Source organism: Novosphingobium sp. (genome assembly GCF_041905565.1).
Classification (GTDB): Bacteria; Pseudomonadota; Alphaproteobacteria; order Sphingomonadales; family Sphingomonadaceae; genus Novosphingobium.
This window is the reverse complement of record NZ_JAYRKX010000017.1, coordinates 19735-32180: the sequence shown is the minus strand read 5'-3', so window position 1 is coordinate 32180 and position 12446 is coordinate 19735. Positions and strand designations below refer to the sequence as shown.

Genomic DNA, 12446 nt, shown 5'->3' with positions numbered 1-12446 from the left:
GGCCCTGCCGTTACGGCAAGGCCAGATGGCGCAGTCCGGGCCTGACCCTAGTTCACCGGGACCAGCCGGATCGCAAAGCCGCCGCCCGGCGCGATGCGCAGGTTCATCGTATCGGCGCTGGTGACCAGGCGGCTTTCGATCACGATGTCATGGCGCCGGTCGGTGCGGTAATCGGCCTGATCGCCATCGCGGTAGATCTCGGCCTTGTAACGCTTGCCGGGAGTGAGGAAGTCGAGCTTGAACGCGCTGGCGCGCTCCTGCTCGTCGCCCACCGCGCCGATGTACCAGCCCTCGCCGCCGCGCTGCTTGCGGGCGATGGTCACGAAATCGCCGATCTCGCCGTTCAGCACGCGGCTGTCCTGCCAGTCGGTCGGCACGTCGCGGATGAATTTCATCGGCCCCGGAAACTTCGCATAGTTTTCGGGCGTATCGGCCACCATCTGCACCGGCGAATAGATCACCACGTAAAGCGCCAGCTGCTTGGCCAGGGTGGAGAGGATGTTGCTGTCCTTCTCGCCCTTGAGGCTGACAATGCCGGGGGTGAAGTCCATCGGCCCTTCGAGCATCCGGGTGAAGACCAGGTTGGCTTCGTGTTCGGGCGGGTTCTTGCCGGCCCACGAATTGTATTCCATCCCGCGCATCCCCTCGCGCGCGACCCAGTTGGGATAGGTGCGTTGCAGCCCGGTGCCCTTGATCGGTTCGTGGCTGTCGAAGGCGACCTTGTACTTCGCGGCAGCCTCGGCCACGCGGACGAAGTGGTTCGACATCCACTGGCCCTCGTGCCACTCGCGGTAGGCCTTGCCGTCGGCGTCGACCCGCTCGATCTGGCCGGCATCGGTAACGTAACCGGTCTTGACAACCATGTAGCCGTTGTCGGCGGCGAACTTGAACGCCTTGTCGAACTGCTTCTCGTAATGGCTGGCTGCGCCGCCGGTTTCGTGGTGGCCGATCAGCCGCACGCCCTTCTGCTTGCCATAGGCGACCAGCGCCTTGACGTCGAAATCCTCGGTCGGCCGGGCGAAGTCCATGTCGTTGCCGTTGCCGAACCAGTCGCCGTCCCAGCCCACGTTCCAGCCTTCGACCAGCAGGTGCGGAATGCCATTGGCGGCGGCGAAATCGATGTAGCGCTTGACGTTGGCGGTGGTCGCGCCGTGCTTTGGCCCGCGCGCCCAGGACCATTCGCCCTTGATCATGTTCCACCACACCCCGGCAAACTTCCCGGGCTTGAACCAGCTGACGTCGCCCAGCTTGTTCGGCTCGTTGAGGTTCAGCATCAGGTGGCTGTGATAGAGCCCGGCGGCATCGTCGGCGACAATCAGAGTGCGCCAGGGGGTGGTCCAGGCGCCCTGCTTGCGCACCTTGGCCTCGCCCGCACCGGGGGTCAGCGCGGCGCGCAGGGTGGTGCCTTCGCTGCGGGCCACGGCCATGCCCGAATAGTCGACCAGCGCCGCTTCGTGCAGCGCCACGTGGGTGCCGTCCGCCAGCTTGATCGTGATCGGGGTGTCCGCCGTGCCCACTGCGGACAGCGGGGTCTTGTTGTAGAGGTATTCCTCGCGGTTCCACAGGAAGGCGGGCTTCCACCAGGCGGTGCCGTCCTGGGCAAAGGCGAACTCGGTCAACTCCTCGGCCACGTTGGTGCGGGCCATGTTCGGCTGCTCAGGGAATTCGTAGCGAAAGCCGACCCCGTCTTCGTAAAGCCGGAAGGTGACAGTGAAGACCCGCGCCAGCGCGCTGGTTTCCTTGAGGTGGACCTTCAGCTCGCGGAAGCGGTTGCGGATGCTGGCCCATTCGCCCCACGGCTGGGTCCAGGCATCATCGGCGTCGCGCACCTCGGTGCCAGTGACGACCAGCCGGCGGTCGATCTTGGCGACATCGGTGAACAGGAAGCCCAGCCGCGACGGCGCGAGGATCAGCTTATCCTTGCGGCTGATCGCATAGGCGGCGCGGCCATCGCCATCGATGGTCAGGGTGACGCGCAGCGTGCCATCGGGCGAGGTCGCGGAGACCGGTGCGGCCGGGGCCTGCTGGGCCAGGGCAGGAGCGGCGGCGAGCGCCAGGCCCAGGCCCAGCGCGAAACGGATCGGCTTCATTGCAGTCATCTCCCGACAAGAACGGCCCCGAAGGGCGGCAGGCGGCCGGGCTGTGCCCCGTTCACGCCTTCGATCAACTCGCCGCCCTCGCCCGCTTCGGCCGGCCAGGCGGCATCGGCGTCGGACAGGTTGAACACGGCCAGAATGGTTTCCCCTGCGGCCGCGCGCCGCAGCACCAGCCGGGCACTATCGGCCAGCAGCACTTCGCAAGTGCCGGTCCGCAGCGCCGGATGGGCCGCGCGCAGTGCGATCATGCGGCGGGTGAGGTGGAGCAGCGAGGCCGGATCGGCCTCCTGCCGGTCAACCGCGCGGGCCATGTTCTCGGCGCCGAGCGGCAGCCACGGCTGGCCACTGGTAAAGCCGCCATGCTCGTCCTGCGCGGTCCACGGCAGGGGCGTACGGGCCCCGTCGCGCGACAGGGTCAGCGGCCAGTTGGCGATCGCTTCGGGGTCCTGCAGCTGGTCGAAGGGAATATCGACCTGGGTCAGCCCCAGTTCCTCGCCCTGGTAGAGGATGACGTTGCCGCGCAGCGCGGCCAGCAACATGACCTTGAGCCGCGCGAAAGCATCGCGCTGCTCGGGCGCGCACCAGCGCGACAGGGCGCGCGGCGCATCGTGGTTCTCGAACGCCCAGCTGGGCCAGCCGGTGCCGGGCCGGTCGGGCCATTCGCCCAGCGCGGAGGCCACCAGCTGCGGGGTCAGCTGGCTCGCATAAAGAAAGTTGAAGCCATAGGCGCTGTTGAGCCGCGCATCCCCGGCAGTGAAGGCGTGCATTTCCGCCAGGGCATCGGCCCCGCCCACTTCGGCCACGGTGAACACCGCGCCATAATCGTCCAGCACCGTGCGGATCCGTTCGATGAAGGCCGGGATGTCGGCATGTGACTGGTTATGGCGGTGCAGCTGGAAATCGAACGGGCGGGTGCGCGGCGTGCCATCGTCCGGGGCGGGCGGATTGTCGGTCAGCGCCGGATCGTGCATCGCGAAGTTCAGCGCATCGAGCCGGAAGCCGTCCACGCCCCGATCGAGCCAGAACCGCGCAACATCGAGCAGCGCGTCCTGCACGTCGCGCCGATGCACGTTGAGCTGCGGCTGGCTGCTGAGGAAATTGTGCAGGTAATACTGCCCGCGCCGCGCGTCCCAGGTCCAGGCCGGGCCGCCGAACACCGATTGCCAGTTCGACGGCGGCGAACCGTCCGGCCTCGCATCGGCCCAGACATACCAATCGGCCCTGAAATTGTCGCGGCTCTGGCGGCTCTGCGCGAACCAGGCGTGCTGGTCGCTGGTATGGGCATAGACCTGGTCGATCGTCACTTTCAGCCCGCGCGCGTGGGCGGCGGCGACCAGCGCATCGAAATCGGCCAGCGTGCCGAAGATCGGATCGACATCGCAGTAATCGGCCACGTCATAGCCGAAGTCGTGCATCGGCGAGGTGAAGAACGGCGACAGCCAGATCGCGTCCACCCCCAGGCTGGCGATATAGTCCAGCCGCGCGGTCAGCCCGCGCAGGTCGCCGATCCCGTCACCGTCCGCATCGGCAAAGCTGCGCGGATAGACCTGGTAGATCGTCGCCCCGCGCCACCACGGATCGGTGGTTTCGCGCGATTGGACTTGCTGGCGGGACAGGCGGTTCATCAAGGCTACTCGAAACGGGGATCAATCGCGGGCCGCGCAAACGGCGAAACCCAGCGGGGGAAGGGTGATAGTGATCGATCCCGGCGCATTGACCGCGACCGGGCACTGTCCGGCCAGCGCGGTGAAGGCCATGCTGGCCGGTTCGATTGCCACTGCCTGCGACAGCGGCCGGGTGGAGGTGTTGTAGGCCAGCACCACTTCGCGCCCGGTCTGCGGATCGAAGCGCGACACCGCCAGCAGCCCCGGCTGGTCCGAGAACGACCGGATCACCGTGCGGCCCAGGGTCAGCGCGGGCGTCGCTTTACGCACTTCGGCCAGTTCGGCGATCAGCCGGTAGAGCGGGTGCGCGGGATCGAAATTGGCCTGCGCCGTGGTGGCCGCAGAGCCGATCAGCTTGTTGTCGTTATAAACCGCGACCTTTGAGGGAAACATGTCCTCGCGCGCGAGCTGGTCGTTGCCATCGGAGATGAAGCCCTGCTCGTCCCCGTAATAGATCACCGGTACGCCGCGCAGGGTCAGCATCATCGCGTGGCCCAGCACGGCGCGGTCCAGTAGCTCCTCGTCCCCGATAGCGGGATTGGCCTGCTTCACGAACATCGCGAAGCGGCCAAAATCGTGGTTGCCGAGGAAGGTCGGCAGGCGGTTCGCGGCCGGCGCGCCGCCTTCGTACAGGGCATCGTCTTCGAGCAGGCGGGCCATCACATCGGTCCCGGCCTTGCCCGAGACGATGCGCTGCGCGGCGGCGGCAAAGGCCATGTCGAGATTGCTTGGCAGGCCCGCGATGCGCGTCCAGCGCGCGGTCAGCGCCGGATCGACCTCGCCGGTGGCCACTTCGCCGAAGATATGGAAGTTGGGAATGCCGCGCCGCCGCGCCGTCTCCAGAATGGCCGGAACGAACGCCTGCCAGAATTCCGGATTGACGTGCCGCGCGGTGTCGATGCGGTAGCCGTCAATCCCGAACCGGTCGATCCAGCTGGCGTAGATTTCGATCATGCCCTGGACCACGCGGGGATGCTCGGTCGCCAGGTCGTCCAGCCCGACAAAATCGCCATAGGTCGAGCTTTCCCCGACCCAGTTCGAATTGCCGCGGTTGTGGTAGTAAATCGGATCGTTCAGCCATGCCGGGACCTTGACCCGTTCCTCGCCCTTGGGGACGAAGGGGGTATAGGCAAAGGATGGATCGGTCAGCCTGACCCAGTTCTCGGCGCGGGGATCGGCATCGCCGTTGAAGCCGGGGTTGATCGCCGGTCCGTTCAGCCCGCCCTTGCGCGAAAACGGATAGTCGGCCTTGCCGCGATAGGCATAGTCGCCGCCTTCGCGGTACTGGATGACGTCTGCCGTGTGGTTGATGATGATGTCCATGTAGACCTTCATCCCGCGCGCGTGCGCAGCATCGACAAAGGCCTTGAAATCGGCGTTGCTGCCGAAGTGCGGATCGACCCGGGTGAAATCGGTCACCCAGTATCCATGATAGCCCGCGCTTTCATCGCCCTTCGGCCCCTGCACCGGCTTGTTCTGGAACACCGGGGCAAGCCAGATCGCCGTGGCGCCGAGGCCCTGGATATAGTCGAGCCGGGCAGTCAGCCCCTTGAGGTCGCCGCCGTGGTAGAACCCCTTGGCAGTCGGGTCGTAACCGGTCTTCAGCCGGTCGCCCGTCAGGCCGCCCTTGTCGTTCGCGGGATCGCCGTTCTCGAAGCGGTCGGGCAGGACGAAATAGACCACTTCCTGTTCCGGTTGGCGGGCGCGGAAATCAGATGCGGCGGGGGCAGGCGCGGGCGGCGCTGCCAGGGCGGGGGCCGCAAGCGCCATGGCGGCTGCGGCATGAAACAGGGCCTTGATCATGCGGCGGAAGCCCCTTGCGGCTGGGTGGCGGCGCGCAGGTGCGCCAGGAACTGGTCGTGGCTGGGCAGGCGCGAGACCGGCGCGGTGATGATCGTGCGCAGATCGGCCAGGAACCCGGCCAGCTCCTCGCACGTCAGGACATCGGCCAGCGGGTGCCAGGTCTCGGGCAGGATGTTCTGCCCCACCAGCACCTGGAACCAGCCCACTTCGGTAAACAACTCTTCCTGTTCACGAAACACCCGGCCGGTCGCCTTGAACAGCTCGATCTTGTCACGCAGGCTGTCGGGCAGGTCCATTTCGCGCAGATGACGCCAGAACGGCTCGTCGCGCTGGTTGGCGGTATAGTGCAGGATGATGAAGTCGCGGATCCGCTCGTAATCGTAGGCGATCCGGCGGTTGTAGGCAGCGATGTTGACCTGGGCGAAGCTGCGGTCCGGGAAGTGCGAGATCAGCCGGGCGATCCCGTTCTGGACCAGGTGGATCGAAGTCGATTCCAGCGGTTCGAGGAAGCCCGAGGCCAGCCCGAGCGCAATCACGTTGCGATTCCACGCCTGCTGGCGCATCCCGGTGCGGAAGGAAATGGTGCGCGGCTCGGCCAGCGGCTCGCCCTCGACCGTGTCGAGCAGGATGCGCGTCGCTTCGTCCTCGTCCATCCAGGCGCTGGAAAAGACGTGGCCGTTGCCGGTGCGGTGCTGCAGCGGGATGCGCCACTGCCAGCCGGCGGGATGGGCGATCGACTGGGTATAGGGGCGCAGCGGACCGGCATTGGCGGTCGGCACGGCGATCGCCCGGTCGCAGGGCAGCCAATGGCTCCAGTCGACGTAGCCGGTTTCCAGCGCCTGCTCGATCAACAGGCCGCGAAAGCCCGAGCAATCGATGAACAGTTCGCCGCCGATTTCCTCGCCCGAGGCCAGCGTGACCGAGCGGACGAAGCCGCTTTCGCCGTCGCGATTGACCTGGGTGATGCGGCCTTCGGTGCGCACCACGCCGGCGCGTTCGGCCCGGCCGCGCAGGAACCGCGCATAGAGCGCGGCATCGAAATGGAAGGCATAGGACAGGCCGTCCAGCTGCGAATTGGGAATGCGCGGCACGCGGGCAAAGCGCCCGTCGCGCGCCACCGTTTCGTTGAAGGAATAGTGCCCCAGCGGCCCGGCCACGCCTTCATGGCGGCCGCGCAGCCAGTATTGCCAGAACTCGATCAGGTCGAGGCTCTGGCCGATCTGGCCGAAGGCATGCATGTAACTGTCGCCGATCCGGCCCCAGTTCCGGAATTCGATCCCCAGCTTGAAGCTGCCCTGGGTGGCACGGATGAATTCGTCCTCGTCGATGCCGACCAGGCCGTTGAACAGGCGGATCGCGGGAATCGTCGCTTCGCCCACGCCGACGATGCCGATCTCGTCGCTTTCGATCAGGCGGATGCACAGCTGTTCGCCCATGGTCGCGGCAAGCGCCGCGGCGGCCATCCAGCCGGCCGTTCCGCCACCGACGATCACCACTTCGCGCAGGCGATTATCGCTCATCGGCCATCCCCCTTGCTTCCAGCGCCGCGATAGTGACGCAAATTGGCGGTGCTGGAAATGGCGGGTCCGGCAAGGCGCCGGACCCGCCGTTCCGATCAGAACTTGTAGGTAACGCCAAGCATGAAGTTGCGGCCATAGTTCTGATAGTCGCGCACCTGGCGGACATCGTCGTTGTAGTAGGTCAGGAACCGCTCGTTGGTCAGGTTGCTGACCTGGAGCAGCACGCCCAACCCTTCGAGCGAACCGCTCTGGAAGGTGTAGCCGACCTGCGCGTCGACCACGAATTCCTGCGCGGCCATCACCCGGTCACGGGCCAGGCTGAGGCCCGAGACTTCGGCCAGGAACTTCGAGCGGTAACGGCCCGAAGCACGCGCCTGGAAGCCGTTCTTTTCATAGAACACCGTGCCGTTGACGACCCAGCGCGACAGACCCGGCATCGAGATCGGCTTGGCGCCGCCCTCGGTCACCTTGCTGTCCGTGTAGGACGCGCTGGCCAGGAAGCCAAAGCCGTCAAGCGCGGTCGAGAAGGTGCTGAACGGCAGCGAAAGCGAACCTTCGAAGCCATAGACCTTGCCCGACTTGCCGTTCTGCCACTGCGAGACGAGGCCCTGGTTGAACGTCGGGGTGACGTTGCCCGGGGTCGGCGTGCCAGTGAAGTCGAAGGTCGAATCCTGGCGGTAGATCCAGTTTTCGAGATGCTTGTAGAACCCGCCAACCGAGACGTAGGCGCCGCGGCCGAAGTACTTTTCGACCGCCATGTCCACGGTGTCGGCCATCAGCGGACGCAGCTTGGCGTTGCCCACAGTGCCCGACCAGGGCGAACGGGTGATGCTGGCACCGGCAACGTTGTTGGCCGCGTTGAAGCTGTAGCCGACGCCGGGGTTCAGCTGGTCCATGCGGGCGCGGGCCAGCATGCGGGCGGCGCCGAAACGCACCAGGGTCTGCGGGGCGACTTCATACGACAGGTTCAGGCTGGGCAGGAAGTCGGTGTACTTCGCGCCGTCGGTGATCGGCTTCGAGATCGTGCCGGTGCCCGGGTTGGTGGCGGCAAAGCCATCGGCCTGCTGGTTGGTGTGAACCACCTGCACGCCGACATTGCCCTTCAGCCCGCCGCTGTTGATGCTGGCCTGGACGAAGCCGGTCAGCACCTTTTCACGCACGACATAGCTGTTGGTCAGGCGGCCCGGCGTCCACAACGCTTCGCTAGTCAGCTTGTAGTTGCCGTCGTTGTAGTACTTCCACGAATCGAACGAGACCATGCCCGGGATGCCGATGAAATCCAGGCTGGTCGGCTGGAACAGGTAGCTCGACGGAACCGCCGGGCTGGCCGGGTAGTTCTTGTTGGTCAGCACGAAGCCTTCGTCGATCAGCTGCTTGCGGCGGTCCGAATAGTTCGCGCCGACCGTGATGCTGTCGATCAGGCCGCCATCGAGCGCCTGCACGGCCTGAAGGCGGATCGACTGCAGCCGGTCCTTGATCGTCGGGCGATTGACGAAACCGTCCTGGCAGTTCGGCACCGCGCCGCCGCAGCTGTTCCAGCCCTGCGGGTCGGTGATGGTGAACAGGGCCGGGTCGGCATAGTTGATGGTCGGCTTGAAGCTGATCACGCCGCCGCTGGCCGGCATGGTGAAGCCCAGCGTGTCGGTCGCCCCGACGCCGCCGCCACGGCCGGTGCCGAGGTAGATTTCGAGGTTTTCTTCGGTCTTCTTCAGCTTCGAATAGCTGAGGTCGAGGTCGAAGGTCAGCGTGTCGTTGGCCTGGAACTGGGTGTTGTTGCCGATCGCCCAGATTTCGGCATCGCGGTGCACCACGTCGTTGCGCATCACCGCTTCGACACCCTTGTAGGTGCCGGCGGTGACCAGGCCGTCCGACGAGCTGTAGCCCGGCTGGAGCTGCGCGCCCGACCACTGCAGCGGCAGTTCGATGCCGCGCAGGCGCTGGTCGTCCTTGAACTTCGACCAGTAGCCATCGAACGTGGTGTGGAAGGCGTCATCCGACTTGAATTCGAGCACGCCCATCAGGCCGTCGCGCTTCAGCTCGTTTGACTTCACATAGGGCTTGGCGCCGCCGATCACCTTGGTCGAGGCATTGAGGTCGGGGTAGCCCCAGGCGTTCCAGCGTTCTTCCTGGGTCGGCGACTGCATGCGGGCATAGCCGATCGCCCAGCCGATCGTTTCATCGTCGTTCTGGTCGACGTAGAACACGTTGGCGCGGTAGCCCTTGTTCGACACGTCGGGGTTGAGCTTGTTCAGATCGTTCAGCTCGCCGCGCAGGCCGACGACGACCTGCCGCTTGCCATAGGCCAGCGGACGGACGGTCTTCATGTCGACAGTGCCGCCCAGCGCCTGGCCGATCAGCTTGGCATCGGGGGTCTTGTAGACCACCGCGCCGTTGAGCAGTTCGGTCGGATACTGGTCAAGTTCGACCCCGCGGTTGTTGCCGGCGCTGACCTGTTCGCGCCCGTTGAGCAGCGTGGTGGTGAAATCCGGGGCCAGGCCGCGGATCGAGACGACGTTGGCGCGGCCATCGAGGCGCTGCGTGGCGAGGCCCGGCAGGCGCGACAGCGATTCGGCGATCGACAGGTCGGGCAGCTTGCCAAGGTCTTCGGGCGCGATCACTTCAACGATCGAGCTGCTGGCCTTCTTCTGCGCCGCCGACGAATCGAGCGAGCCGCGGAAGCCGGTCACGACGATGGCATCGTCCTGGTTGCCGGCAGCGGCGTCCTGCGCCTGGGCGATGGTCGGCAGCGCCACGGCGCTGACCGCAAGGGCCAGGACGGAAACGCCCAGCCCGCTGGAAATCTTGGTGCGAAGTGTCACGGTGCACTCTCCCTAAACGCACCGGCTTTGTGAAAAGGCCCCGGTGCCCAACCCCCTGTCTGGCCGACGATCCGGGATCTGGCCCGGTTTCGTCCTGCTGGGGCGCGGGAATAGAAGCCTGCGGAGCCGCACTGGAAGAAGGCATACGTATACGCATAATATGCGAAGGGGAGCGCTGTGACACGAATGTCACGCAATTCGTAAGCGTCACTTACAATCGATTGATCCCGCACCGATGTGGGTCAGAGCCCCAGCACCTGCTTGGCGATGATCGTCTTCTGCACTTCGTCCGACCCGCCGAAGATGGTCCAGGCCCGGTCGTTCAGCCAGCTGGGCAAGGCCAGCTGCGCCTCGCGCGAACCGATCGGTTCGGGCGCGGCATTGCCATAGAGCGGGCGGGCGGTGGGCAGCTGCATCGCCTCGTAGCCATAAAGGTCGACCGCCAGCGTATCGACCGCCTGGCGCAGGTTCGCGCCAACCAGCTTGATCAGCGAAGTCTGCGGCCCGGCCGGACGCCCCTTGGCCAGATCGGCCAGGATGCGCAGCTCGGTGATTTCAAAGGCTTCCGCCTCCAGCCGCAGCTGCGCCAGGCGCTGGGCGAAGTGCGGATCATCGCGCATCGTTCCGCCATGATCGGCCGGCACATCGCGCGCCGCGCGCTCGATCCGGCCCAGTTCGGCCAGCAGGAACGGGGCCGCGCAGGACCCGCCGCGTTCGTTTTCCAGCAGGTACTTGGCAATGGTCCAGCCCTGCCCTTCGGCGCCGATCAGGTTTTCCACCCCGGTTTCGGCATTGTCGAAGAAGGTCTGGTTCAGTTCGTGGTCGTTGGCGATCGAGACGATCGGCGACACGGTGATCCCGGGCTGGTCCATCGGGATCAGCAGGAACGAGATCCCGTCCTGCTTGCGCGCCGAAGCATCGGTGCGGACCAGCGCGAAGATCCAGTTGGCGTGGTGCGCGTGGGTGGTCCAGATCTTGGTGCCGTTGATCACGTACTTGTCGCCGCGCCGTTCCGCCCGGCAGGCCAGGCTGGCCAGGTCCGAGCCCGCACCCGGCTCGCTGTAGCCCTGGCACCAGTAATCCTCGCCCGACAGGATGCGCGGCAGGAACCGGGCCTGCTGTGCCGGCGTGCCGAACTTGCAGATCACCGGGCCGACCAGCTTCAGTCCCTGCACCGGCAGGGCCGGCGCGCCGGCATCGGCACATTCCTTTTCGAACAGGTATTTCTGCACCGGCGTCCAGCCCGGACCGCCGAATTCGCGGGGCCAGAGCGTGGCGAGCCAGCCCTTGGCATGCAGTTCCGCCTGCCATTCGCGGGTAATGTCGGGTTCGACGAAGACCGAAGGCGTGTTGGCCGCCGCTTCGCGCAGGCGGGGTGACAGCCGCTCGGCCAGGAAGGCGCGCACTTCGGCCTGGAAGGCCAGTTCATCGGGCGTGAAATCGAGATCCATCACGCAGCCTCCCGTCCATAGGCGGCAATTCCGCCCGCCGCATCGCCAAATAGCTTGCCCAGCAGCACGATGCGCTTGAGCCCGTGGCCGATTGCCAGTTCATCGGTCATGCCCATGCCGCCGTGCAGCTGCACCGCCTGCTGGCCGACCCACTGCGCCGCATCGGCAATGAAGCCCTTGACCGCCGCTGGCGGTGCGCCGGGTTTGAGCAGCGCGCGGTAAAGCGCAGACTGCGCCGCCTCGACCCGGGCATAGGCATCGACCAGCCGGTGCTGGATCACCTGGAAACGGCCGATCGGCTGGCCGAACTGTTCGCGCGTTTTCACATATTCCAGCGTATCGGCCAGGAGCCGCCGCGCCAGGCCGACCAGTTCGGCGGCGGCAACAAGCCGCGCCTCGTCGATCACGGCGTCAATGTCCGCCGCGAGCGGTTCGCCGTGGGCGACGCCGTCCAGCACCAGCTGGGCCGCGTGCGAGCCATCAGCCACCGGATAGCTTTGCACCGTCAGCCCCGCCGCATCGCGCGGTACGGCAAACACGGCACTGCGCCCTTCATGCCGGGCGGTGACCAGGAACAGGTCGGCCGCGCCGCCGCAAGGGACGAAGGTCTTGGCGCCCGATAGCTTGCCTCCCGCCGTTTCCAGCGCCGGATCGGTGCGGAAGCGGCGTCCCGGTTCGGCAAAGGCCAGGGTGGCAAGCGCAGTGCCCGCGATCACTCCGGCTGCGAGCGCATTGCCCGTTAGCAGGCGCGCGGGGATGAAGCCGCATTCGAGCCAGGGTTCCACTGCCAACCCTTCGCCCAGGGCCTGGGCCACGGTGGCGCAATCGCCCAGCGATCCGTCCAGTCCGCCATCGCCCTCGCCCGCAGCCAGGCCGATCAGCCCCAGCCCGGCCAGTTCCTGCCAGCGGGCGCGGTCGAGCCCGCCGGGCTGGCGCCGGGCGGCGTGACGGGCGGCGGTATCGCCAGGGCCGCAAAACCGCAAGGTGGTGTCGCGGAACAGCTGCTGCGTTTCGGAAAGATCGAAGTCCATGCCCTGCTTGTGCCGGGGCTGCGCAAGAATTTCAATCGGGTTTAAGCGCGCGATTAAATCGG

At 66.3% G+C, this 12446-nt stretch carries 7 protein-coding genes; all 7 read right to left on the bottom strand.

The genetic code is table 11. From position 1 onward, the window contains the following. Window positions 1–47: 47 nt before the first annotated feature. The 7 genes from ACE3N9_RS13490 to ACE3N9_RS13460 all read right to left on the bottom strand — a co-directional run bounded on the left by ACE3N9_RS13490 (window position 48) and on the right by ACE3N9_RS13460 (window position 12384). A complete protein-coding gene (locus ACE3N9_RS13490; protein ID WP_374284413.1) occupies window positions 48–2090 on the bottom strand; it encodes a glycoside hydrolase family 97 protein in 2043 nt (680 codons plus the stop codon). 5 nt (window positions 2091–2095) lie between these two features. Next, on the bottom strand, window positions 2096–3721 hold the full coding sequence (locus ACE3N9_RS13485) for an alpha-amylase family glycosyl hydrolase (protein ID WP_374284411.1): 1626 nt from the start codon (window positions 3719–3721) through the stop codon (window positions 2096–2098). Between the two features lie 21 nt (window positions 3722–3742). Then, the gene (locus ACE3N9_RS13480; protein ID WP_374284408.1) at window positions 3743–5563 is read right to left on the bottom strand and encodes an alpha-amylase family glycosyl hydrolase; all 1821 of its coding nucleotides are present in this window, start codon (window positions 5561–5563) and stop codon (window positions 3743–3745) included. Further along, a complete protein-coding gene (locus tag ACE3N9_RS13475) occupies window positions 5560–7083 on the bottom strand; it encodes a tryptophan halogenase family protein (protein ID WP_374284406.1) in 1524 nt (507 codons plus the stop codon). The genes ACE3N9_RS13480 and ACE3N9_RS13475 overlap by 4 nt, the downstream gene beginning before the upstream one ends. A 95-nt stretch (window positions 7084–7178) precedes the next feature. Beyond that, window positions 7179–9902 (bottom strand): TonB-dependent receptor, encoded by a 2724-nt coding sequence (locus ACE3N9_RS13470; protein ID WP_374284404.1) that lies wholly within the window; start codon window positions 9900–9902, stop codon window positions 7179–7181. Between the two features lie 242 nt (window positions 9903–10144). Then, window positions 10145–11353, bottom strand: a complete 1209-nt coding sequence (locus ACE3N9_RS13465; protein ID WP_374284402.1) for an acyl-CoA dehydrogenase family protein — start codon at window positions 11351–11353, stop codon at window positions 10145–10147. Further along, entirely contained in the window at window positions 11353–12384 is a 1032-nt protein-coding gene (locus ACE3N9_RS13460; protein ID WP_374284399.1) for an acyl-CoA dehydrogenase family protein, read from the bottom strand. The genes ACE3N9_RS13465 and ACE3N9_RS13460 overlap by 1 nt, the downstream gene beginning before the upstream one ends. Window positions 12385–12446 lie beyond the last annotated feature (62 nt).